At 71.7% G+C, this 23,162-nt stretch carries 20 protein-coding genes; 12 read left to right on the top strand and 8 right to left on the bottom strand.

Features of this window, described 5'->3' with window-relative positions; genetic code table 11:
- The first annotated feature begins 240 nt into the window (after nt 1-240).
- The 5 genes from AB0H83_RS06635 (at nt 241) to AB0H83_RS06615 (ending at nt 6,473) form a co-directional block, all read left to right on the top strand.
- Entirely contained in the window at nt 241-1,326 is a 1,086-nt protein-coding gene (locus AB0H83_RS06635) for an ABC transporter substrate-binding protein (RefSeq protein ID WP_360087930.1), read from the top strand.
- Nucleotides 1,327-1,397: 71 nt separating this feature from the next.
- Nucleotides 1,398-2,924 carry a sugar ABC transporter ATP-binding protein gene (locus AB0H83_RS06630; RefSeq protein WP_360087927.1) on the top strand — a complete coding sequence of 509 codons (1,527 nt, stop codon included), beginning with the start codon at nt 1,398-1,400 and terminating at the stop codon, nt 2,922-2,924.
- 85 nt (nt 2,925-3,009) lie between these two features.
- Nucleotides 3,010-3,978 carry an ABC transporter permease gene (locus tag AB0H83_RS06625; protein WP_360087924.1) on the top strand — a complete coding sequence of 323 codons (969 nt, stop codon included), beginning with the start codon at nt 3,010-3,012 and terminating at the stop codon, nt 3,976-3,978.
- A complete protein-coding gene (locus AB0H83_RS06620) occupies nt 3,975-4,982 on the top strand; it encodes an ABC transporter permease (protein ID WP_360087921.1) in 1,008 nt (335 codons plus the stop codon). Before AB0H83_RS06625 ends, AB0H83_RS06620 begins: the two co-directional genes overlap by 4 nt.
- 204 nt (nt 4,983-5,186) lie before the next feature.
- Nucleotides 5,187-6,473 (top strand): nitric oxide synthase oxygenase, encoded by a 1,287-nt coding sequence (locus AB0H83_RS06615; RefSeq protein WP_360087918.1) that lies wholly within the window; start codon nt 5,187-5,189, stop codon nt 6,471-6,473.
- A 54-nt stretch (nt 6,474-6,527) separates the two neighbouring features.
- Here AB0H83_RS06615 and rocD read toward each other — a convergent pair whose 3' ends face one another.
- From rocD to AB0H83_RS06600, 3 genes are all read right to left on the bottom strand, one after another.
- Nucleotides 6,528-7,739 (bottom strand): ornithine--oxo-acid transaminase, encoded by a 1,212-nt coding sequence (gene rocD, locus AB0H83_RS06610; RefSeq protein WP_360087915.1) that lies wholly within the window; start codon nt 7,737-7,739, stop codon nt 6,528-6,530.
- A complete protein-coding gene (gene ddaH / locus AB0H83_RS06605; protein ID WP_360087912.1) occupies nt 7,736-8,527 on the bottom strand; it encodes a dimethylargininase in 792 nt (263 codons plus the stop codon). Before ddaH ends, rocD begins: the two co-directional genes overlap by 4 nt.
- Before the next feature lie 142 nt (nt 8,528-8,669).
- Nucleotides 8,670-8,885, bottom strand: a complete 216-nt coding sequence (locus tag AB0H83_RS06600; RefSeq protein WP_033362416.1) for a hypothetical protein — start codon at nt 8,883-8,885, stop codon at nt 8,670-8,672.
- A 141-nt stretch (nt 8,886-9,026) separates the two neighbouring features.
- Between AB0H83_RS06600 and AB0H83_RS06595 the strand changes: the two genes are divergently transcribed.
- The 4 genes from AB0H83_RS06595 to AB0H83_RS06580 are packed head-to-tail and all read left to right on the top strand — an operon-like array spanning nt 9,027 to nt 11,010.
- Entirely contained in the window at nt 9,027-9,401 is a 375-nt protein-coding gene (locus AB0H83_RS06595) for a hemerythrin domain-containing protein (protein ID WP_360087909.1), read from the top strand.
- 22 nt (nt 9,402-9,423) lie between these two features.
- Nucleotides 9,424-10,011: a nucleotidyltransferase family protein gene (locus AB0H83_RS06590; protein WP_360087906.1), complete on the top strand. Its 588-nt coding sequence runs from the start codon at nt 9,424-9,426 to the stop codon at nt 10,009-10,011.
- A 10-nt stretch (nt 10,012-10,021) separates the two neighbouring features.
- Entirely contained in the window at nt 10,022-10,267 is a 246-nt protein-coding gene (locus AB0H83_RS06585) for a hypothetical protein (RefSeq protein ID WP_360087903.1), read from the top strand.
- Entirely contained in the window at nt 10,264-11,010 is a 747-nt protein-coding gene (locus tag AB0H83_RS06580) for a metallophosphoesterase (protein ID WP_360087900.1), read from the top strand. The genes AB0H83_RS06585 and AB0H83_RS06580 overlap by 4 nt, the downstream gene beginning before the upstream one ends.
- Nucleotides 11,011-11,017: 7 nt before the next feature.
- Here the strand turns inward: AB0H83_RS06580 and AB0H83_RS06575 are convergent, their stop codons facing one another.
- Nucleotides 11,018-11,863 (bottom strand): SigB/SigF/SigG family RNA polymerase sigma factor, encoded by an 846-nt coding sequence (locus AB0H83_RS06575; RefSeq protein WP_360087897.1) that lies wholly within the window; start codon nt 11,861-11,863, stop codon nt 11,018-11,020.
- A 213-nt stretch (nt 11,864-12,076) separates the two neighbouring features.
- The gene (locus AB0H83_RS06570; RefSeq protein ID WP_360087894.1) at nt 12,077-13,324 is read right to left on the bottom strand and encodes a glycosyltransferase; all 1,248 of its coding nucleotides are present in this window, start codon (nt 13,322-13,324) and stop codon (nt 12,077-12,079) included.
- Nucleotides 13,325-13,525: 201 nt separating this feature from the next.
- Between AB0H83_RS06570 and AB0H83_RS06565 the strand changes: the two genes are divergently transcribed.
- The gene (locus tag AB0H83_RS06565) at nt 13,526-16,144 is read left to right on the top strand and encodes a SpoIIE family protein phosphatase (protein WP_360087891.1); all 2,619 of its coding nucleotides are present in this window, start codon (nt 13,526-13,528) and stop codon (nt 16,142-16,144) included.
- A gap of 16 nt (nt 16,145-16,160) precedes the next feature.
- Here AB0H83_RS06565 and AB0H83_RS06560 read toward each other — a convergent pair whose 3' ends face one another.
- Nucleotides 16,161-16,778: a hypothetical protein gene (locus AB0H83_RS06560; protein WP_360087888.1), complete on the bottom strand. Its 618-nt coding sequence runs from the start codon at nt 16,776-16,778 to the stop codon at nt 16,161-16,163.
- Between the two features lie 98 nt (nt 16,779-16,876).
- Here AB0H83_RS06560 and AB0H83_RS06555 point away from each other — a divergent pair, with 98 nt between their 5' ends.
- Together AB0H83_RS06555 and AB0H83_RS06550 are read left to right on the top strand one after the other, a co-directional pair.
- Nucleotides 16,877-19,015 (top strand): TRAP transporter fused permease subunit, encoded by a 2,139-nt coding sequence (locus AB0H83_RS06555; protein ID WP_360087885.1) that lies wholly within the window; start codon nt 16,877-16,879, stop codon nt 19,013-19,015.
- Nucleotides 19,012-20,022, top strand: a complete 1,011-nt coding sequence (locus AB0H83_RS06550) for a TAXI family TRAP transporter solute-binding subunit (RefSeq protein ID WP_360087882.1) — start codon at nt 19,012-19,014, stop codon at nt 20,020-20,022. Before AB0H83_RS06555 ends, AB0H83_RS06550 begins: the two co-directional genes overlap by 4 nt.
- 204 nt (nt 20,023-20,226) lie before the next feature.
- Here AB0H83_RS06550 and AB0H83_RS06545 read toward each other — a convergent pair whose 3' ends face one another.
- Both AB0H83_RS06545 and AB0H83_RS06540 read right to left on the bottom strand, forming a co-directional pair.
- A complete protein-coding gene (locus tag AB0H83_RS06545) occupies nt 20,227-21,900 on the bottom strand; it encodes an IS4 family transposase (RefSeq protein ID WP_360087879.1) in 1,674 nt (557 codons plus the stop codon).
- 662 nt (nt 21,901-22,562) lie between these two features.
- Nucleotides 22,563-22,895, bottom strand: a complete 333-nt coding sequence (locus AB0H83_RS06540) for a hypothetical protein (RefSeq protein ID WP_360087876.1) — start codon at nt 22,893-22,895, stop codon at nt 22,563-22,565.
- Nucleotides 22,896-23,162: the final 267 nt, after the last annotated feature.

The following is a 23,162-nucleotide window of genomic DNA, read 5'->3' as shown; positions in this document are numbered from 1 at the left end:
GGGTCGAGAGATCGAAATTGTTGAATATTGTGGCATACCCGCCGGCGGTTGCACGCGATCGATCGCCGCGATGTCGGGACAACTTCGCCAAGGTCTCGAACATGTGACAGTTGTTGTTTGGTTTTGGGCGGGTGGGTGGAAACTCTTGACAGAAAAAGTTGGAGGATGAGTGAATGCGGTACACCCCAACGCGGCGTACCTCGCGCCGCGGTCCACCCCTCGCTCAAGGGAGTGACCGAGATGATCGATATGCGTGGCCGCTGGCGGCCCGCCCTGGCCGTTCTCAGCGCCGCCGCCCTGCTGATGACCGGCTGCGCGAAGTCCGAGGACGACCCCGCCGCGAAGGCGACCGCCGACAGCTCCGCCGCGGTGCAGACGACGAAGTCCGCCGGGGCCGGAGGCTCCACCTGCACCCTGCAGCAGTTCGGCGGGACGAAGATCGACCTGAAGACCGCCACGATCGGCTTCTCGCAGTCGGAGAAGGAGGCCAACCCGTTCCGCATCGCCGAGACCCAGTCCATCAAGGACGAGGCGGCGAAGCTGGGCATCCCGGCCGCCAACCTGAAGGTCACCAACGCCGACTCGAAGTTCGACAAGCAGATCACCGACGTCAGCACGCTGATCGACCAGGGCGTGCAGCTGCTGGTCATCGCGCCGCTCAACTCCGACGGCTGGGACTCGGTGTTCCAGAAGGCCGCGGCGAAGAAGGTCCCGATCGTCACCATCGACCGGAAGATCAACGCGAAACACTGCACCGACTTCCTGACGTTCATCGGCTCGGACTTCTACGAGCAGGGCAAGCGCGCCGCCGACAAGATGGCCAAGGCCCTCAACAACACCGGCACCGTCGCGATCCTGCTCGGCGCCCCCGGCAACAACGTGACCACGCTGCGGACCAACGGGTTCAAGGACCAGATCGCGAAGGTCGCCCCGAACATCAAGATCGAGTTCGAGCAGACCGGCCAGTTCTCCCGTGAGGAGGGCCAGAAGGTCTCCGAGCAGCTGCTGCAGTCCAAGCCCAACATCAACGGCATCTACGCCGAGAACGACGAGATGGCGCTCGGCGCGATCACCGCGCTGAAGGGCGCCAGCAAGAAGGCGGGCGACGTCAAGATCGTGACGATCGACGGTACCAAGGGCGCCGTCCAGGGCATCGTCGAGGGCTGGATCTCCTCGGTCATCGAGTCCAACCCGCGCTTCGGCCCGCTGGCCTTCGGCACCGCCACGAAGTTCTTCAACGGCGAGGCGATCCCGGAGAACATCATCATCTCCGACCGGGAGTACGACTCGACCAACGCCGCGGCCGACCTGGGCCTCGCGTACTGACCGACCCTTGCGCCGGAGCCCAGGTCGGGGATGATCCCGGCCTGGGCTTTCTTCAAGATGGGACCTCTCGCATGTCCGCTCCGGACGCGCCGCTGCTCGAAGTGGCAGGCGTCAGCAAACAGTTCCCGGGGGTGCGCGCCCTCGACGACGTCTCGTTCACCCTGCGCGCCGGCGAGGTGCACGCCCTCGTCGGCGAGAACGGCGCCGGCAAGTCGACCCTCATCAAGGTCCTCACCGGCGTGTACCAGCCTGACGGCGGCGACCTGCGGCACCTGGGGCGGCCGGTCACGTTCAACGGCCCGCTCGACGCGCAGGCGGCCGGCATCTCCACCATCTACCAGGAGGTCAACCTCGTCCCGCTGATGAGCGTGGCGCGCAACCTCTTCCTCGGCCGGGAGCCGCGCAACCGGCTCGGCCTCGTCGACGTCGGCCGGATGAACCGGGATGCCGCCGAGATCCTCGCCGGCTACGGCATCACCTCCGACGTGCGCCGCCCGCTGGGCCTCATGGCGCTCGGCGCGCAGCAGATGGTCGCCCTCGCCCGCGCCGTCATGGTCGACGCCCGCGTCGTCGTCATGGACGAGCCGACGTCCTCGCTGGAGCCGCGCGAGGTCGAGACGCTCTTCGGCGTCATCCAGCGCCTGCACGAGCGCGGCGTCGGCATCATCTACGTCAGCCACCGCCTCGACGAGCTGTACCGCATCTGCGACCGCGTCACCGTGCTGCGCGACGGCAGGCTCGTGCACACCGGCCTCATCAAGGACCTCGACCGGCTGCAGCTGGTCTCGCACATGCTGGGCCGGCCCATGTCCGAGGTGCGCAAGGCCGGCTTCACCAGCTTCGGCGGCGAGCACTCCGCCGCCGACAGCCGGCCCGTGCTGCGCGCCGACGGCCTCAGCAGCCGGCACAAGCTCACCGGGGTCAGCTTCGAGGTGCTGCCCGGCGAGGTCGTCGGCCTCGGCGGCCTGCTCGGTGCCGGGCGCAGCGAGACCATCAAGGCCGTCGCCGGGGCGCTGCCGCTGGACCAGGGCACCGTCGAGGTCGACGGCAAGGCCCTGCGCCGGCCCAACCCGGTCGCCGCGCTGAAGGCCGGCATCGCCGTGCAGCCCGAGGACCGCAAGGCCGAGGGCATCGCCCTGGGGCTGTCCGTCCGGGAGAACATCGCCCTGGCCGTCCTGCCGCGGCTGGCCACCGCCGGCATCGTCTCCGAACGCCGGATCGACAAGATCGTGGAGACGTTCATGCAACGGCTGCGGATCAAGGCGTCCAGCCCGCACCAGCGCGTCGGTGACCTGTCCGGCGGCAACCAGCAGAAGGTCCTGCTCGCCCGGCTGCTCGCCACCGGGCCCAAGGTGCTGCTGCTGGACGAGCCGACCCGCGGCATCGACGTCGGCGCCAAGGCGGAGGTCCAGGCGCTCATCGACGAGCTCGCCGCCGAGGGCCTCGGCGTCGTCCTCGTCTCCTCCGACGCCGAGGAGCTCATCGAGGGTTCCGACCGGGTGGTCGTGCTGCGCGACGGCGCCGTCGCCGGCATGCTGCGCGGCGACGAAGTGACAACGGAGCATCTGATGAACGTGATCGCGACGGCGGCGTCATGACCGCCCCGCAGCGCAGCGAGGAGGCGGGCATCATGGGCGCAGTTCGACGGTCAGGGCGGCGCCGGAGCGCAGCGGAGGTGACGTCATGACCGCCCCGGCCGTTTTCAAGCCGCGCGGTGTCGACACCGCGACCCTGCGCCGCCTGCTGCCCGTGTACGGGGTGTACGTGGCGCTCGCCCTGCTCGTGCTGTTCAACATCGCCTGGACCGACAACTTCCTCGCCTGGAACAACCTGCGCATCCAGCTGGTCCAGGTCACCCCGGTCGTCATCGTGGCCCTCGGCATGGCCCTGGTCATCGGCACCGAGGGCATCGACCTGTCCGTCGGGTCGGTGATGGCGCTCGGCGCCGCCCTCATCCCCCTGTACCTCGGCTACGGCACCGTCCCGGCGATCCTGCTCGCCGTCGTCGGCGGCATCGTCGTCGGGCTGGTCAACGGCAGCCTCGTCGCGTTCGTCGGGCTCCAGCCGATCGTGGCCACCCTCGCCATGCTCGTCGCCGGCCGCGGCGTCGCGCTGGTGCTGTCCGACGGCAAGTACAAGGACATCCGGGCCAAGGACTTCCTCGCCATCGGCACCGACGCGTTCCTCGGCGTGCCGTACACCGTGTGGATCGCCGCCGTCCTCGCCGCCGTCGTCGGCTTCGTCGTGCGCCGCACCGTGTTCGGCCGGCGGCTGCTCGCCGTCGGCGACAACCGGGCCGCGGCCCAGCTCGCCGGCGTCCCCGTCAAACGGGTCCTGATCACCGTCTACGTCATCGCCGCCGTGCTCGCCGCCGTCGCCGGCGTGATCCAGGTGTCCCGGATCGGCTCCGCCGACGCGTCCCGGATCGGGCTGCTCATCGAGCTGTCCGCGATCACCGCCGTCGTCGTCGGCGGCACCCCGCTCACCGGCGGGAAGGTCCGCGTCCTGGGCACCGTCGCCGGCGCGTTCCTCATGCAGCTGCTGACCGCGACGATGATCGCCAACAACCTCAAGGACTCGACCGCGCAGATGGTCCAGGCGGTCATCATCCTGGTCGCGGTCTACACGGCACGTGAACGGAGGACCCGATGACGCTCGTCGCCGAACCCCGGACCGAGAAGGCCGAAGCGGCGTCGCTGCGCACCGAACGCGTCGTCGAGCTCGTCCAGCGCCAGGGCGCCCTGGCCGTGCTCGGCATCGTGCTCGTCGTCGGGCTGGTCGCGTACGACAACTTCCGCAGCCTCGACAACGCCGGCACCATCCTCATCTCGGCCGCGCCGGCCGCCCTCATCGCGCTCGGCATGACCTTCGTGATCATCACCGGCGGGATCGACCTGTCCGTCGGCTCCCTCTACGTCCTCGGCGGCGTCCTCGCCGCGTGGGCGTCGCAGTACGGCGTCGCGGCCGCGTTCGCCGTGCCCCTCGCGGTGTGCGGGCTGTTCGGGCTCGTGCAGGGCCTGGTCATCGCGTACGCGCGGCTGGCGCCGTTCATCGTGACGCTCGCCGGGCTGCTCGGCGCGCGGGGGCTGATGCTCGCCCTGTCCGGCGAGGGCCGCACCACGTACCTGGTGGACCCCGGGGCGTTCAAGGACTTCGGCCAGGGCTCGCTGCTCGGCGTGAAGTACCCCGTGTACCTGGTCGTGTTCCTGTTCGCGGCCGGCATGGTGACGCTGTACCGCACCCGCTTCGGCCAGTCCGTGTACGCGATCGGCGGCAGCGAGGACGCGGCCCGGCTCATGGGCGTGCGGATCCGGGCCACGCAGATCCGGGTGTACGTGCTGTCCGGGCTCCTCGCGGGGCTGGCCGGGGCGCTCAACGCGGCGCGGCTCGGCTCCGGCGTCACGGTCCTGGGCACCGGCATGGAGCTGGACGCGATCGCCGCCGTCGTCATCGGCGGCACCCTGCTCACCGGCGGGGCCGGCACGCTGGGCGGCACGATCGCCGGGGTGCTGCTGTTGCAGGTGATCCAGAACCTGATCAACCAGGACGGCACGGTCACGTCCGCGTGGCAGACCGTGATCAGTGGGGCGTTCATCGCGCTGGTCGTCGTGGCGCAGACGTACCTGGCCAAGCTGCGGCGGGTCGCGTCGGGCTAGCACATTTTCCCGGTCGTATCGGGCACTCCGGCCGTCATCATCCTTTCGGCCGGAGTGCCCCTGCCGTTTTGCATCTTGCATCGCTGACCCACCGACACAGACCGCACACATTGTGCGACTCTGGCGAGGGAGAGACGCCCAACATGAACTTCTTGCCGCGTCGGAACCCACCCCCAGGGACCCCGTCGCCGTTGGGAGGTCAGTGTGAGCGTGCCTGGATACCGCGATATGCCAGGTCAGCAGTGGGATCCGCACCTGCCGGTGGATCTTCGGGAGGCCGAGGACTTCCTCGAGCAGTACTACCGCGAGAACCCCCAGCGCGGTGACGGGCGGGAGCGCCTCGCGCAGATCCGGGACGAGGTCGCCGAGACGGGCACGTACGTCCACACGTACCCGGAGCTGGTCTTCGGCTGCCGGGTGGCGTGGCGCAACGCGAGCCGCTGCATCGGCCGGCTGTACTGGCGCAGCCTCGTCGTGCGCGACCTGCGCAAGGTCAGCGCCCCCGACGAGGTCTTCGAGGAGCTCGTGCGCCACCTGCACCTCGCCGGCCAGCGGGAGCGCAACGTGATCCGCCCCGTCATCTCGGTGTTCGCCCAGCACGTCCCCGGCCGCGACGGCACCCGCCTGTGGAACGAGCAGCTCATCCGGTACGCCGGCCACCGCCACGGCGAGGGCCCGCACGCCGGCACCGTCGTCGGCGACCCCCGCTACACCCAGTTCACCGAGACGCTGCAGCAGTACGGCTGGCGCGGCAAGCCCGACAATCCCTTCGACGTGCTTCCCCTCGCGATCGAAGGCCCCGGCGGTGACGTCAGGCTGTACGACCTGCCCGAGACCGCGGTCTGGGAGGTGCCGATCGAGCACCCGACGCTGCGCTGGTTCGCCGAGCTCGGCCTGCGCTGGCACGCGGTGCCCGCGATCTCCAACATGCGCCTCACCATCGGCGGGGTCGACTACCCGCTGGCGCCGTTCAACGGCTGGTACCTGGGCACCGAGATCGGCGCCCGCAACCTCGCCGACGCCGACCGCTACAACCTGCTGCCGGTCATCGCCGAACGCATGGGCCTGGACACCAGCACCGAGCGCTCCCTGTGGCGCGACACGGCCCTGCTCGAGCTCAACCGCGCCGTGCTGTGGTCCTTCGACCAGGCAGGCGCCCGCATCAGCGACCACCACAGCGAGTCGGAACGGTTCCTCGCCCACATCGCCAGCGAGGAACGTGCCGGCCGGCCGACCCCGGCCGACTGGACCTGGATCGTGCCGCCGATGAGCGGCGCCACGACCGGCGTCTTCCACCGGTACTACCACGAGGCGGACCAGCGGCCCGCCTTCTACCTGGACAGCGACGCCCGCGAGCTGGGCCGCCGGGGCCGCTCCCCCATCGCGCCGCAGGCCCAGGACGAGCCGGCGTCGTGCCCGTTCCACGAGGCGGCGCCGGCCGCGCCGCAGGAGCACCGGGGCTGGTTCGGCCGGCTCTTCCACCGCACCTGAGGGCCGGCGTGCAGGCGGAGGGCGACGCCTGCACGCCGTTCAGGCAGCCGGCCGTCAGCCCTTCAGCACCGCCGTCAGCGCGTCCACCGCGACGTCCACGTCCCCCTCGGTCACCAGCAGCGGCGGGGCGAGGCGGAGAGTGGAGCCGTGGGTGTCCTTCGCCAGGACGCCGTGCGTCAGCAACGCCTCGCACGCCTGCCGGCCGGTCATCAGCGCCGGGTCGATGTCGATGCCGGCCCACAGCCCGCGGCCGCGCACGGCGGTGAGGCCGTGGCCGACGAGGGTGTTGAGCCGCTCGTGCAGGTACGCGCCGACCAGCCGCGCGTTGGCCTGCGGCTGGCCGGTGCCGAGCAGGGCGATGACGGCACGGGCGACGGCGCAGGCGAGGGGGTTGCCGCCGAACGTGGAGCCGTGCTCGCCGGGGCGCAGCACGCCGAGGACGTCGCGGTTCGCGGCGATCGCGGAGACGGGCACGATGCCGCCGCCGAGGGCCTTGCCCAGGACGTACACGTCGGGGACGACGTCGCCGCAGGCGAACGTGGCGCCGGTGCGGCCGAGGCCGGACTGGACCTCGTCGGCGACGAACAGCACGTTGCTGGCGGTGCACAGCTCACGCACGCCGGGCAGGTAGTCCGGCGGCGGGACGAGCACGCCGGCCTCGCCCTGGATCGGTTCGATGAGCACGGCGACGGTGGTGTCGTCGATGGCGTCGGCGAGCGCGGCCAGGTCGCCGTACGGCACGATCCGGAACCCTGGCGTGTAGGGGCCGTAGTCGGCGCGGGCGTCGGGGTCGGTGGAGAAGCTGATGATCGTGGTGGTGCGGCCGTGGAAGTTGTCGGCGGCCACGACGATGGTGGCCTGGCCGTCGGGGACGCCCTTCACCTTGTAACCCCACTTGCGGGCCACCTTGATCGCGGTCTCGACGGCCTCGGCGCCGGTGTTCATCGGCAGGACCAGGTCCTTGCCGCACAGGGTGGCGAGCTCCTGGCAGAACGGGCCGAACTGGTCGTGCAGGAACGCGCGGCTGGTCAGCGTGACCCGGTCCAGCTGGGCGTGCGCGGCGGCGATGAGATCCGGGTGGCGGTGGCCGAAGTTGAGCGCGGAGTAGCCGGCCAGGCAGTCCAGGTACCGGCGGCCGTCGACGTCGGTGACCCAGGCGCCCTCCCCGGAGGCGATGACCACCGGCAGCGGGTGGTAGTTGTGCGCGGTCCAGTGTTCCGCGAGCTCGATGGCGGGCCCGGTGAGGCCGTCCAGAGCGGTGGTCATGAGCGCACCTCCAGCGTGCAGCACTTCGGTCCGCCACCGGCCTTGTGCAGTTCGGACACGTCGACCGGCACCGGCTGGAACCCTTTCGACGCTAGCTCCCCGGCAAGGCGGGTGGCGGCGGACGGCAGGACGACCCGGTGGCCGTCGCTGACGGCGTTGAGGCCGAGGACGGCGGCGTCATCGGCGGTGGCGATGACCGCGTCGGGGTACAGCCGGCGCAGCACCGCCTGGCTGCCGGGCGAGAACGCGCCCGGGTAGTACGCGACGTTGCGCTCCGACAGCACGGTCAGCGCGGTGTCGAGGTGGTAGTAGCGCGGGTCGACGAGCTGCAGGGTGATCACCGGCCGGCCGAACAGCTCCTGGGCCTCGGCGTGCGCGGCGAGCTCGGTGCGCAGGCCGGTGCCGGCCAGGAGGTGCTCGCCGGCGAGCAGGATGTCGCCCTCGCCCTCGTTGACGCTCTTCGGCGCGTGCACGTCGAAGCCGTTGCGCTCGAACCAGGCCAGGTAGGCGGGGCCTTCGTCGGCGCGTTCCGGGTGGCGGAACTGGGCGCCGTAGACGGTGCCGTCCACGACGGTGGCGCCGTTGGCGGCGAACACCATGTCGGGCAGGCCCGGGACCGGGTCGATGAGCTCGACGGTGTGGCCGAGGGACAGGTAGAGCTCGTACAGCCGGGTCCACTGCGCTACGGCGAGGTCGGCGTCGACGGGCGCGGTCGGGTCCATCCAGGGATTGATCGCGTAGTCAACGGCGAAATATGTCGGTCGACACATCAGGTAGCGACGGCTCATGCGATCAAACCTAAAGGCGGCACGCCTGGCGTTCCATTGCGGAAAGCTGCTTCTTACCGCGTTTTCCTTGTCCGGTACGGCCAGCGAACGGCGATTCGTTGCGCACCCGGGTGCGCACGGCCCGCCGGACGCCGACCGGCGGTCAGTGCAGCTCGCGCCAGTCGCCGGGCTGGGCGAGCAGGCCGGACACGCAGTCCATGGCGGGCTCCTCGGCGTCGAACTCGTAGGTGCGGCAGCGCCCGTCGGCGCCGCCCTCCCGCGACTCGACCCACCAGTGACCGGCGTCCTCGAACAGGTACACGTCGCGGCGGGCCAGCCGCCCCCAGGCCCCGTTCCACCAGTGCTTCCTTCGCTCCATGAGCAGTCATTCGAACACACGTACCAACGCCACGGAAGTCCGACACGCCGATATCGATCAAGTCTGCTGTGTGACGGTTAGCCGGGTGGCACGGCGGGTACGCCAACGCATGCCCGAGCCGTGGACCCTGGGGAGCTGACCATGGAGCAGGACCTCGTCGACCTGCTCGTCGCCGAACACCGCCGGATCGAGTCGCTGTTCGCCGACATCGAGACGGCGCAGTCGCCGGCCGAGCGCCGGGCCGCCCTCGACGCCGCGGTCACCGTGCTGGCCGCGCACACCGCGACCGAGGAACGGCTGCTGCACCGGCACCTGCCCGAGGAGCTGGCCGGGTACGAGGCCGCCGAGCACCGCCGCATCGACGACCTCATGGCCCGGCTGGCCGAGCCCAACGACGTCGATCCCGCGTTCGAGGTGCTGCTGGCGGCGCTGCTGGAAGCGGTGCGCGAACACTTCCAGGAGGAGGAGACCGAACTCTTCCCGCGACTGCCGAAATCGGTGCGTGTGACGGAATGACCTGGCGGGTAAGCCACTGTTCATGGCAGTTTCGGAGGACAGGCAGCCGCTCATCGCCACGCTGAAGCGTGCCGCGTACCACTTGAAGGATTCGGGCATCCCGTTCTGCCTGGCCGGCAGTTTCGCGGTCTACGCGCGCGGCGGCGAGTCCGTCGACCACGACATCGACTTCCTCATCAAGGCCGAGGACGCCGAACGGGTTCTGACCGCGCTGTCGGAGGTCGGGTTCCGCGGCGAGGTGCCGCCCGAGGGATGGCTGGTCAAGGCGTTCGACGAGGACAACCTGATCGACTTCATCTTCTGCCCGGTGCAGCGTCCGGTCACCGACGCGACCCTCGCCGACACCGACGTGATCGCCGTCAACGCCTGCCACATGCCGGTACTGTCGGCGACCGAGCTGATGATCCACAAGGTGCTGACGTGGTCGGCACACTACTGCGACTACGCCCGCGGGCTGCCGGTCGCTCGGTCGCTGCGCGAGCAGATCGACTGGCCACGCGTCTACCGGGAAACCGCACACTCGCCGTACGCGCATGCTTTCCTGTTCTTGATCGACCGCCTCGGCGTCATGTCGCTGGACGAGACCAGCGCCCTCGCCGATTCCCTGTGAGGAGGCACTCATGATCATCGACCAGCACGTCGAGAGCGAGCTGCACCAGCTGCTGATCGAGGACGAACGCATCGCCGAGCAGGGCATCCGGGTGGTCCGCACCGAAGAGGGGGTCAGCCTCGTCGGCGAGGTGGAGAGCACCGAGCGCCGCGACCTGATCTGCCAGGTGATCGCCGAGGCGTTCCCGGAGCTGCCGGTGCGCTGCAACATCGGGCTCACCAGGGTCCACGAGCCGGAAGACGTGGAGGAGCTATGACGTCCGAAGGATGCGTCAGGGTCGCCGCGGTCGGCGACGTCCACCTCGACGCCGACGTCCTCGGCCGGTACCGCCCGGCGCTGGAGCACCTCGGCGACAAGGCCGACCTGCTGCTGCTCGCCGGTGACCTGACCCGGCACGGCACCACCGACGAGGCGCAGTGCGTGGCCCGGGAGTTCGGCGGGCTCGCGGTACCGGTGATCGCCATCCTCGGCAACCACGACTACCACTGCGACCAGCAGGACGAGGTCACCAAGGTCCTGCAGGACGCCGACATCACCGTGCTGGAGTGCGCCGGCACCGTCGTGCGGGTCGGTGACGTGCGCGTCGGCGTCGCCGGGACAAAGGGGTTCGGCGGCGGGTTCGCCGGCGCGTGCGCCAGCGAGTTCGGCGAGCCGGAGATGAAGGCGTTCACCCGGCACGGCCGGGAGCTGGCGGAGCGGTTCGGGGTGGCCCTCGCGGAGCTGGACTGCGACATGCGGATCGCGCTGACCCACTACTCGCCGGTGCCGGAGACGCTGCTGGGCGAGCCGCAGGAGATCTACCCGTTTCTCGGCTCGTACCTGCTGGCGCAGGCGATCGACACCGTGCCCGGGGTGGGGCTCGCGGTCCACGGGCACGCGCACGCCGGCTCCGAGCGGGGCACGACGCCGGGCGGCGTGCCCGTCCGCAACGTCGCCCACCCGGTGATCAAGCAGGCGTACAACGTGTACCAGCTGTCGTCGGTCCTGGCCCCCGCGTAGGCCTCTGCTACGGCGGCGTGACGAGGGCGCCGCGCAGCTGGCTGAGGGCGTGGGCGAGCAGCCTCGACACGTGCATCTGGGAGATGCCGAGCCGGACGGCGATCTGCGTCTGGGTCATGTTGCCGAAGAACCGCATCGCGATGATGCGCTGCTCGCGCTCGGGCAACTCGGCGATCAGCGGCCGCAGCGACTCCCGGTCGTCGACGGCCTCCAGGTCCCGGTCGACGTCGCCGAGCAGGTCGGCGAGCTCGACGCCCGCCTCGTCGCCGCTGGCCGGGGCGTTGATGGACAGGGCGCGGTACGCGTGGCCGGACTCGATGCCCTCGATGACGTCCTCCTCGCTGACGCCGAGGCGGTCGGCCAGGTCGGCGACCGTCGGCGCGCGGCCCAGCAGCTGCGCAAGGTCCCCGGAGACCTTCGAGATCTCCAGCCGCAGCTCCTGCAGCCGGCGGGGCACCCGCACGTCCCAGCCCTTGTCGCGGAAGTGCCGCTTGAGCTCGCCGACGATCATCGGGATGGCGTAGCTGGTGAACGCGGCGCCGCGGGCCGGGTCGTAACCGTCGACGGACTTGATGAGCCCGAGGCCGGCGACCTGCACGAGGTCGTCGAGGGGCTCGCCGCGGTTGCGGAACCGCCGGGCCAGGTACTCGGCCAGGGGCAGGTACAGCTCGATGAGCCGGGCGCGGACGCCGTCCCGCTCGGCGTCGCCTGCGGGCAGGCCGGACAGGCGCAGCAGCAGCGCGCGCGCCTCGACCTCCATGTCCCGGTGCTGCTGGCGGGCGCCGGCCCGGGCGCGCGGGAGCTTGGCGGCGCGGGTGGGTCCGGTCGTGGACGGGCGGGTGATGGCGGTCATGGGGGATCCCCCTGCCTGCTGCCATGGCCGTCCGCCACGGATGCGGGCGCTGCGGCCACGTGAGGATTGTCGCCAGCTGACGCCCTGGTCTCGAGCGTCCGGCGTACTCCGCCGCCGGTCGATCGCGACTGTTTCACGACCACGGCCACATCAGCCGTTCAGCCGATGTTGCGGGTCATACCAACGTACGCCCGTCTTTCTGTGATGACAAGGTTACGAGCTGACGTCGCTGAGTGCCTCGTCGTCGGCGTCCGCGTCGCTGTCCGCCTCCGCGCCCCCGGCGCCCTGCCCGGTCACCGCCCGGTAGACCCGCTCGACGTCGGCCGCGGTGCGCTCCCACGTGTACCGGGAACGGACCCGGTCGATCGCGGCGCTCGCGTAGCTCATCCGGCGCACCTCGTCGCCGAGCAGGCCACGCAGCGCGCCCGCCAGCGCCGGCACGTCCCGCGGCGGCACCAGCAGCCCGGTGACGTTGTCGATGACGCTCTCCGCGATGCCGCCGACCTCGTACGCGACGACCGGCACCCCGCACGACATCGCCTCCAGGGGCGTGAGGCCGAACGGCTCGTACCAGGGCGCGCAGGCCAGCACGTCGGCGGAGCGGTACCAGCCGGGCAGCTCGCGCTGGGCGACGGCACCGATGAGCCTGACCCGGTCGCCGACGCCGCACCGGTCGGCCAGCTCCATCAGCCGGCGCGCCTGCGGGTCACGGTCGAGGTGGTCCGGTGCCGGCCCGCCGACGACGACCAGCTCGGCGCCGGGGACGCGGCGCAGCGCCTCGATGAGGTCGGCGAAGCCCCGGCGCGGCACGAGCGGCCCGACGCTGAGGATCCGGCGCATCCCGGCGCGCAGGTGGTCGGCACGGGGGCCGCTCGGCGCGAACAGCTCACCGTCGACGCCGGACGGCACGATCACGGTGTCGGATCTGCGGATGCCCATCCGGCCGAGCTCGGTGACCTCGTCCTCGCACTGCGCGACGACCCGGTCGACCATCGTGCCGAGGGTGCGCTCCAGGCCGATGCGGGCCTCGGGGCTGCCGTCGTGGTCCTTGAGCATGCGCCGCTTCACCGTGCCGAGCCCGTGGTACGTCTGCACCACGGGGATGCGGTGCTCGGCGGTGGCGGTGAGGGCGGCCAGCCCGCTGAGCCAGAAGTGGCTGTGGATCACGTCCGGGTGGGCCGCGTCGTCGCGCCAGTGCGCGGCGAGCCAGCGGCCGAAGTCGCCGACGTGCGGCAGCAGCGCGTCGGCGGGCAGGTCCTCGGCGGGCCCGGCGGGCACGTGCTCGACGGTGACCCCGCCGTCGGTCGTGACGACGTCGTCGGGGGCCGCGGCGTCGCGCCGGGTGTAGACCCGCACCTCGTGCCCGCGGCGGCCGAGCGCCTCGGCGAGGGAGGTGACGTGGGTGTGCTGTCCGCCGGTGCCCGATCCGCCGAGCGCCAGCGGGCTCGCGTGCACGGACACGATCGCGATCCTCAACCCGCACCCGCCCGCGACGAAGATGCCTGTTGCACCGTGCGCACCTCCACCTGGCCGACTGCGCTGACCTTCCAACGCCCCTACCCGGGCCGGATGGTGGTAAACATCAACGGTCGAGTCACAACCGGCTCGGTGACACACCGGATCCGGCCGTGCACGGCGGCTCGGGCGAGGAGGTTGGAGGGCATGGTGGCCAAGCCGTCGGGCACCGGTCGGTCGGGCGCCGGACCGGCCGGGCAGGCTCGGCCGGCCGCGCCGGGCGGGCAGGCCGCGCCGGCCGGGCGCACCGGGCAGGGCCGTTCTGCCGCTGCGCCTGGTGGGTCCTCCGGGTCGTCCGGGCCCGCCGGGCCCGGACCGGTCGAGGGTGGCAGCGCCGAGCCGGCCGAGGCGCTCGCGGCGCTCGTCGCCAAGCTGCGGGCCGAGCTCACCGGCGTCCGGACCGCGATGCGCAACCGGGCCGTGATCGAGCAGGCCAAGGGTGTGCTGGTGGAGCGGCTCGGGGTCAGCCCCGACCAGGGGTTCGACCAGCTGGTCCGGCTGTCGCAGCGCACCAACATCAAGCTGATCGAGGTCGCCGCGGCGATCGTCGGCACCACGTCACCCGACCCCGACGCGCCCGATGTGGTGAACCTCATCGACGACGAGCTGCGCCAGCACGTCGCGCGCAGCCGCACCCGTACCGCTGCCACCTCCGAAGCGCCGGCACCGGCCGTGGAGAAGCCGCGCCGCCGGGCCAGCCGCACCCCGGAGGTCGAGGCGCTGCAGTCGCAGCACCAGCTGCTCAGCGCCCGCATCGCCGCCGCCCGCGGCTACGACGAGATCGCCGAGGTCCTCGGCACCGCGCCGACCGCGTGGCCCGCGCCGAGCGCCATCATGATCACGCTGCTCGACCCGGACGGCGCGCAGCGCGGCGTCGGCGCCTTCGGCATCCCCGGCGAGGTGCGCAGCCGCTGGTCGCGCATCCCCCCGGACCCGGCGCTGCCGCTGGTCGTCGCCGTGCAGGAGGTCGAGACGATCTGGCTCGTCGGCGGCGAGGAGGTCGCCCGCCGGTTCCCGGTGATGGACCAGCTGCCGTTCAGCGGCGACACCGTCCTCGCCTCGCCGCTGATCTCCGGCGAGCGGATCCTCGGCGCCATCATCATGAGCTGGGCCGACGGCCTGCCCGACGGCGACGAACTGCGGCGGTACGTGGCGGCCCTGCTGGAGCCCGTCGCCCGGCAGATCGACACGCTCATCGGCGACGAGATCGCCAGCGCCTGGTTCCACGTCGAGGGCGAGGAGAGCGCGCAGGCCGCCCCGGCGCAGGTGTGGCTGCCGACCGTCGTCGACGTGCTGCACAACCCCGCGGCGCTGCTGTCCCCGGTCACCGTCGACGGCCAGCTCGTCGACTTCCGCGTCGAGTATGCCAACGTCATGGCCAGGCAGGTCCTCGCCACCGCCAGGGTCGACCCCGACGAGGCGACGCTGCTGGCCGCGTACCCGACGCTGGGCAGCACGACCCTGCTGCCGGAGTTCGCCCGCATGCTGCACGACGGCCAGCCCCGCCGCCTGGAAGGGCTGCGCGCCGACCCGCGCACCGACGGGGTACCGGCGGCGCAGACCATCTCCATGCACGCGGTGCGGCTGTGGGACCGGGTGTTCGCGGTGTGGCGCATCGCGACCGAGGCCGACCTGCTCTACGACCAGCTGCTGCAGGCCGAGCGCATCGCCGGCGTCGGCTCGTTCTGCTGGGAGCTGCGCGACCCCGAGCCGCGCTGCTCACCGGAGCTGATCCGGCTCTTCCACGGCGGCCGCGACGCCGCCCACGTCCCCGTCGACGAGCTCACCGCCAGCGTCCATGCCGACGACCTGCTCGCCGTGCAGGACGCGGTCCGGCGCACCGTCGTGGAGGGCAAGAACCTGCTCGCCGAGGTCCGCGGCGCCGGCCGGGTCAACGGCCGCCGGCTGCGCCTCGCAGCCGAACCCCTCTTCGACGACACCGGCAACGTGTACGCGGTGCGCGGCACCGTCCAGGACGTCACCGAGGAGCGCGCGATCGAGGCCCGCCTGCGCCGCGCCGAGGAGGCCCTGGCCGCGCAACGGCACCGCCTCGCCGACGAACGCCGGGCCGCCCAGGCCCTGCAGAAGGCGCTCCTGCCCACCGACCCCGAGCTCGGCCACATGCAGGGCGTCGAGATCTGCGGCCACTGCCGCTCCGCCGACCGCGTCGGCACCGTCGACGGCGACTGGTTCGACGCCACCTCCCTGCCCGACGGCGGCACCGTCCTCGTCCTCGGCGACGTCGACGACCGGGGCCTGTCCTCCATGACGACGGCGGCGCGGCTGCGGTACGCGGTGCGCGCGTACGCGGCCCTCGACATGACCCCCGGCGACATCCTCAGCGCCGTCAACGGGATGCTCTGCGCGATGGAGGTCGAGCACACCGCCTGCCTCGTCGTGGCCCGCTACTCCCCCGCGACCCGCGAGCTGCGCTGGGCCGCCGCGGGGCAGGTCGCGCCCGTCCGGTACACCGCGTCCGGCCAGGGCACCGTGCTGTCCGGCCCGCTCGGCCTGCCGCTCGGCGAGGTCACCGAGATGCGCTACTCCGACACCACGGTGGCCCTGGACCCCGGCGACCGCATCCTGCTGTACACCGGCGGCCAGGCCCGCGTCGACCGCCGCCGCGGCGGCGGCCTGGACCTGGTCCGCCGGGCCGGCGAGCACATCGACCTGAGCGACTTCGACGCCATGGTCACCCACCTCGTCACCAGCCTCAACATCCCCGACGACGAGGACGTGTGCGCCATGCTGGTGCACGTGCCCTGAGCTGTCACAGGGCCTGTCACACGGTCCTGGTGTCCCAGTCCCACGGCAGGCCGAGGCCGTCGAAGCGGCCGAGGGCGTCGCGGTGGCGGGCGGCCAGGACGACGCGGTCCGGGCCGAGGTGGCCGAGCAGGTCGTCGTCGCCGTAGTAGCGGGTCCCAGGGTCCGGCCAGCGCCACAGCGGGTCGTCCAGCTCGCGCAGGCGCAGCCGGACCTGGCGCAGCTCGTCGGGGGTCGGGGACAGGTAGACGAGGCCGTGCAGCGGGGCGTACGTGGCCTCGTACACCGCGGCGTACACGAGGAACCGCGACAACGGCACGCCGGTGCTGGTGGTGTCGTTCTCGACGACGATCGGGTCGGCGGGGCCCGGGGCGTAGGAGTACCAGTCCTCGGCGCCGACCCAGAAGCGGACCAGGCCGCCCGACTCGACGAGGTCGGCGGGGTCGACCATCACGTGGTCGCGGCTCAGGGGCAGCGAGTAGCGGGCGGCGGCGCGGTGCCAGCCGGCGAGCGGCTCCGGCACGAGGTCGGGGACGCCGGGCAGGTCGAGGTCGCGGCGGGGGCGGTCGGGCAGCCCGTACCAGCGCGCAACGAAGCGGGCGAGGCTGTCGTCGGCGATCACGTCGAGCTCGTACACGCCCCAAATCATGCACGGTGACCCACCGTTGCCGTTTCGCGACCAAAACCTGAACTATCACGGTTACAAATATTTATGAAACCTTGTACTCTCCGGCCGTGCCGGAACCTGAGAACGCCAGGCCGGGTGTGGTGGAGCCCGCCGAACCGGACCCCACCGAACCGGACGACACCGCGCCGGCGCCCCGGGCCGCGGTCGCCGACGCCGGTGTCAGTGCCAGCGTCGGCGCTACCCTCGATGACGAGAGCGTCCGCGAGCTCGCCGCCCAGTTCGAGGACGAGAAGCCCGGCCGCCGGCTCACCGGGGCCGTCGATCTCGGCGTCACCGTCGTCGCGGCCGCGTCGGCGGTGCTCGTGCTGTGGCAGGTGTTCCGGCCCCTCGCCCAGGGCGGCCAGTACTACCTCGCGATCTTCCTCGCCTGCGTCCTGCCGCTCGTGTTCGTCGTGTACCCGTCCGGCGTGCGGCTCCGTCGTACCCCGGCGGAACACCGACACGGGCCGACCGCCGGTGACTACGTCCTGGCGGCGGTCGCCCTCGCGGCGTGCGCCTATCCGCTGCTGCCGTTCGCCAGCGGGGGCTACGACGCGTTCCTGAACCGCCAGGGGCAGCTCGGCCCGCTGGACGTCGCCATGGGCACGGCGCTGCTCCTGCTCGTGCTCGAGGCGTGCCGGCGTACCACGGGCTGGGTGCTGCCGGTCGTGTGCGGGGTGTTCCTCGCGTACGACTACTACGGCGGCTACCTGCCGCAGCACTGGTCGCTCGCGCACCTGGGGCTGGACTTCGACCAGATCGTCGACGCGCTGTACAACTCGCAGAGCGGCTTCTACGGCACCCCGCTGGACGTCGCCGCGTCGTACATCGTGCTGTTCACGATCTACGGGGCGGTCCTGGACGCGTCCGGCGCCGGCGCGTTCTTCGTGGAGCTGTCGGTGGCGGCGTTCCGCCGGTCGCGGTCGGCGGCGGGGCGCACCGCGGTCGCGTCCGGGTTCCTGCTCGGCACGGTGTCGGGGTCCGGCGCCGCGACGACGGTGAGCATCGGCGCGGTCACCTGGCCGATCCTGCGCCGGGCCGGCTACCCGGCGGACCGGGCCGGCGGGATGCTCGCCGCGGCCGGGGTCGGCGCGATCCTGTCACCGCCGACGCTGGGCGCCGCCGCGTTCATCATCGCGGAGTACCTCGACGTGTCGTACCTGTCGGTGCTGGGCTGGGCGACGATCCCGACGCTGCTGTACTACCTGGGCATCCTGCTCGCGGTCGAGATCGACGCCCGGCGGTTCGGGGCGCGGCCGGTGGCGTTGCGGGTCCGGTCGCCGTGGGCGCTGCTGGGCCGGTTCGGGTACCACTTCGCGTCGCTGCTGGTGATCATCGTGCTGCTGGCGCTGGAGCAGCCGGCGACCCGTGCGGTCATCTACGCCACGCTCCTCGCGGCGCTGCTGTCGTTCCTGGACCGCCGGCACCGGCTCACGCCGCGGCGTCTCGTCGCGTCGCTCGCCGCCGGGATCCGCGGGGTCCTGCCCGTCGTCGCGGTCTGCGTCGCGGCCGGCATCGTCACCGCCAGCACCACCAAGACCGGCCTCGGCCCGCAGATGTCGGGGCTGATGGTCGACTGGGCGCAGTCGCTGGCGAGCGGGCACACGGCGGTGATCGCGTTGACGGCGGTGTTCGCCGCGGTCGCGTTGACGCTGCTGGGGCTCGCGGTACCGGTGACCGCGTCGTTCATCATCGGCTGGGTCATCATCGGCCAGGCGCTGCTCGACCTCGGCGTCGACCGGCCCGCGACGGCGATGTTCATCTTCTACTTCGCGGTGCTGTCCGAGGCGACCCCGCCGACTGCGCTCGCGTCCGTGGCCGCCGCGGCCGTCACGGGCGGCAAGGTGTTCCCGACGATGTGGCAGACGCTGCGGTACGCCCTCCCTGCCTACCTCGTGCCCATCGCATTCGTGGTCACCCCGGCCGGCCGGGGGCTGCTCGGCTTCGGCGGCTGGGACGACGTCGGGTTCGCGTTCGCCGCGTCCGCCGCCGGGGTGCTCGCGTTGTCCGTCGCCGCCGGCGGCTGGTTCATCGGCGTCGGCCGGGCCGGCGTCCCGGCCCGGGTCGTCGCCGGCCTCGCCGCGCTGGCACTGCTGTGGCTGTCCCTGTGGACGGTGCTCACCGGCGTCGCGCTGCTGCTCGTCGCGGCCCTGCTGGTGCTCGTCTCCGCATCCCGTTCGACCCCATCCCTGGAGGAACCCGCGTGAAACCCCGGATTCTGCTCACCGCCACCACACTCACCCTCGTCGCGCTGGCCGGCTGCGGGGGCCGGCAGGACGCGAACACCAAGGACACCGGCACCGCCACCGCGATCACCTGCGAGGTCACCGCCGACACCCGCATCTCCATCGCGACCGGCAACACCACCGGCGTGTACTACGTCGTCGGCAACGCCCTCGCCACCCAGGTCACGAAGGCCACCAACGACAAGGTGAAGGCGACCGCGGCGGAGACCAGCGCCTCCGTCGCCAACATCCAGGGCCTCGACAAGGGCCAGTACCAGGTGGCGTTCTCCCTCTTCGACAGCGCCACCGACGCCGTGCAGGGCAAGGCCGCGTTCGACGGCAAACCGGTGAAGATCGCGGCGCTCGGCCGCATCTACGACAACGCCACCCAGGTCGTCGTCCGCAAGGACGCCGGGATCACGTCCGTGGCCGGCATGAAGGGCAAGCGCATCTCGACCGGCTCCCCCAACTCCGGCACCGAGGTCATCGCCAAGCGCATCCTCACCGCCGCCGGCCTCAACCCCGAGACCGACATCCAGGCGCAGCGCCTCGACCTGCCGAAGACCACCGAGGCCATGAAGGCCGGCACGATCGACGCCTTCTTCTTCTCCGGCGGCCTGCCCACCGGCGGCGTCACCGACCTGTTCACCACCAGCGCCGACAAGGTCCAGCTGCTCGACCTCGGCGACCTGCTGCCGCAGATGCAGAAGCTCGGCCCCGCGTACCAGGAGGGCACGATCCCCGCCGCCACGTACAAGACCGCGGCGGACGTGAAGACGATCGTGGTGCCCAACGTCCTGCTCGTCCGCGAGGACATGGACGCCAACCTCGCCTGCGTCCTGACGAAGACCCTCATCGACAAGCGGGAAGACCTCGCCAGGGCCAACGCCGCCGCCAAGGGCATCACCCTGGAGACGGTCCGCAAGACCGACCCCGTCCCCCTCCACCGCGGCGCCGTGGCCGCCCTCGACCAGGCGGGCGCCAAGTAGGGCTTCGGGTCCGGGCCGCCTTGCGCTCTTCCAGCGGGGGCGGCCCGGCCTGTCCACCTGAGCCCCCACCCGACGCACAGCAAGCAGCGCACGCCATCGGAGGGGCCAGCCGTCATCCGCTCGGTCTTCCGGGCCGGGCGGTGGTGCTGTGCCGCTTCCCCGCAACGTGTAGCGATTTCGGGGTACGGGCACAATGCCGCGTAGTTAGGTATTTGCGGGTTTTGTCAAGTTGCTGTGTTTTGTGGCGTTTGGGCTGGTGGGGATGGTGTAGAGGCCTGGTCCGGTTCGCTGGAGGTGGCCTTGGCGGGTCCAGAGCGCGATTTGGGCTCTGCAGGTTTCGTAGTTGGTGAACGGTAGTCGGGCGGCGATGTCGCGGAGGTGCCAGTTGTGGGTGGGTCGGGTGTTGAGGAGGGCGATGCAGTGTTCGCGCATGCTGGTGGGTTGGTCGCCGAGTCCGGGGACGTGTCGGAGTGCGGTGCGGGGTGTCTCGGTGTGTCGGCGGGGGTGGATGGTGTGGGTGCGGGTGGTGACGGGGGTGCTGGTGTCGGGGCGGTGGTCGTCGGGGGGTCGGCGGGTGTAGCGGGAGGTCGGGGCTTTGACTTTGCGGACGCTGATGCGGTCGCGGCGTTTGGGCAGGAGCCCGGCGAGGACGGCGGTGCCGATCACGCCGAGTGCTCTGGCAGGGTCGGGGGTGATGTCGGTGCTGTTGATGATCTGGTCGGTGGCGTGTTGCAGCGCGATGGTGAAGCTGGCCCGGTCGGGGTTGGTGCCGGGGCGGGTTTCGACGGCTTCGAGCATCGCCATCCGCAGTGCCTGGTAGGTGATGAGCAGGGCCCAGAGTTCCTGGTGCAGGCCGGTCGGGTCGGTGGAGCGTAGGACGCGGCCGTTGAGCAGGGTGTGTCGTAGGGCGTAGAACGTGGATTCGATCTCCCACCGTTCGTGGTAGAGCCGGAGCAGGGCTTCGGCTGGGTGCCGGTGGTGCTGCAGCAGGGTGGTGGCGAGCCGGTACTCGCCGGTGACCTGTTGTCCGGTGCTGGTGGTGACGGTGACCACGGCTTCGATGACCCGGACGGGCAGCCCGGCGAAGGTGGTGAGGTAGGAGCCGTCCGGCAGTGGGGTGAGCACGGTCGGGCGGCGTTGTGTGGTGATGCGGGTGAGGAACTGTGCGCCGGTGCCGGCGACGGCGTGCAGGAAGGTGTTGCTGTCGAAGCCGCGGTCGGTGAGCAGCAGCATGTCCGGGGTGAGCAGGTGCAGCAGCCGGTGGGCGTAGCCGGTTTCGCCGGTGTCGGTGACCGGCCCGGACCGGGCGCCGAGCAGACCGCGGGTGCCGGTCTCGACCAGGGCCATCAGCATCAGGGCGGGGTAGCCGGCCCAGCCCTGCTGGTGGCGGATCTTGCCCAGCCAGGACCGGCTGCGTTCCGCGTCCGGGGCCTTGATCGAGCTGCAGCCGTCGAACGCGACGGTGCGCAACCCGCGATAGCGGACACCCGGTGTGTGTGGCTGCGCGAGGGGGCCGGCGACGATCTCGAACAGGGCCCGCATCGGGGCGACCCCGACCCGGCGGCGCAGATCACGCAGCGCCTTCTCCGACGGCACTGCCGGCATCCGACCCGGCAGACCGGTCAACCCCGCAACGAGTTTGTCCCAGACCCGGGCATACCCCAACCTCGGGAACAGGCCCAGCGTGAGCACGAAATAGACCCCGACCCGAGACGGCAGCAGCCGCAGCCGCCGCTGCACCCGTCCGGTCTCGGCCAGCACCGCATCAACCAGGTCGAACGGCACGAACCGGGTCAGCCCGCCCACATGCCCGGGCGCGTACACCCCGGCCGCGACGGTGATGGTGCGGGTGAACGTGGCCATGACAGACTGAGCCAACGGGACCTCCCGACAGCAGATGGATCTTGGTCGACTACCTGCCTACCAGAGGTCCCGTCTCTCATGCACCACCACCGATCAACCGAACAGCCACTTGCGCCCGCCGCAAACCGCCTAACTACGCGGCATTGGGTACGGGCACCGATTCCGCTACGCCTTGTGCGCCTGGAGTGGGACCGAGGGCGGGGCTGTCTGCCGTAGTCGTCGGCCTGCCGGGCTGGGCGGTGGTGGCGGCCGGTGCCGTCCCACTTCCCTGCAGCGCGGAGCGGTTTGGAGGGTGGGGCCGCCATCGCGACGGGCAAGCGGCGGCACATGGCATCGCAGCGGGCGAGAGACAGCACACCGCGTCGCGGCGGGCAGGGGCAGCGCACGGCGCGCCACGGCATACCGAATCGCCACGGCGCGCCACGGCATACCGAATCGCCACGGCGCCCGACAGACAGCACTGCGAAACCGCGGCGCCCCGCGGCACCCGCCGCGGCACACCCCCACCACGACGCCCACAGGACCGCCACGGCACACCCCGCCGCGGCGCCCGCAGGACCGGCCGCGGCACACCCAAACGCGGCGCGCGGAAGGCGGCGGACAGCGTCGCCGTGCGGGACGTGGCGTGACCCGCTGCCGCGGCGGCGGCGGGCGGCGGCGGCGGGCGGCGGGGTGGCTTACATGGCGGCCGCTCGGTGCTGCGCCACGATGGTGTCCAGGGCGGCCTGGATCTCGCGGGCGGCGAGCTCGGCCCTGCGCAGGGCGGCGAGGTCGGCGGCGTCGGCAGGGTAGAACGTCAAGCGGCCGTCGTCGTGCAGGGTCATCGGGACGTCGACACGGTCGAGGATCGCGCAGAGCAGCTCCTGGCCGTGGCGGAGAGCTGCCGAGGACCGGCGCAGCGCGTCGGCGGTCGCGCGGCGGTCGTCGCGCAGCCGCAGCGCGGCCTCGCGCATCGCCCGCCAGTCGCCTCGCACCCGCCACACATCGTCGACCGTGATCGCCGCAGTCATGCGTTCGACGGTAGGTGTGGGCGCTCCTGGGTGTGAAGCAGCAATTTCCTCCTGTGGATAACCGATGCGCTGCGGTGTTGCCATTGCGGTCCGCGTGCGGGTCCGATGCACCTTTTATACGAATATGTTCAGTGCAGGGGACTTTGTGGTCCCGTAGCCTCCGGCCGCGCGCATGGGTGGCGTGGTCCCGGTCCGTGCCGTAGTGCGGTGATGTTCCCCGGCCGCCGTCCTCACATGTTCCACCGCGGTCGAGGGCGTCATTCGGTG

The organism is Dactylosporangium sp. NPDC050688, assembly GCF_040654515.1.
Lineage (GTDB): Bacteria > Actinomycetota > Actinomycetes > Mycobacteriales > Micromonosporaceae > Dactylosporangium.
The sequence above is the reverse complement of the archived record's forward strand: the minus strand, read 5'-3'. Positions and strand labels throughout refer to the sequence as shown.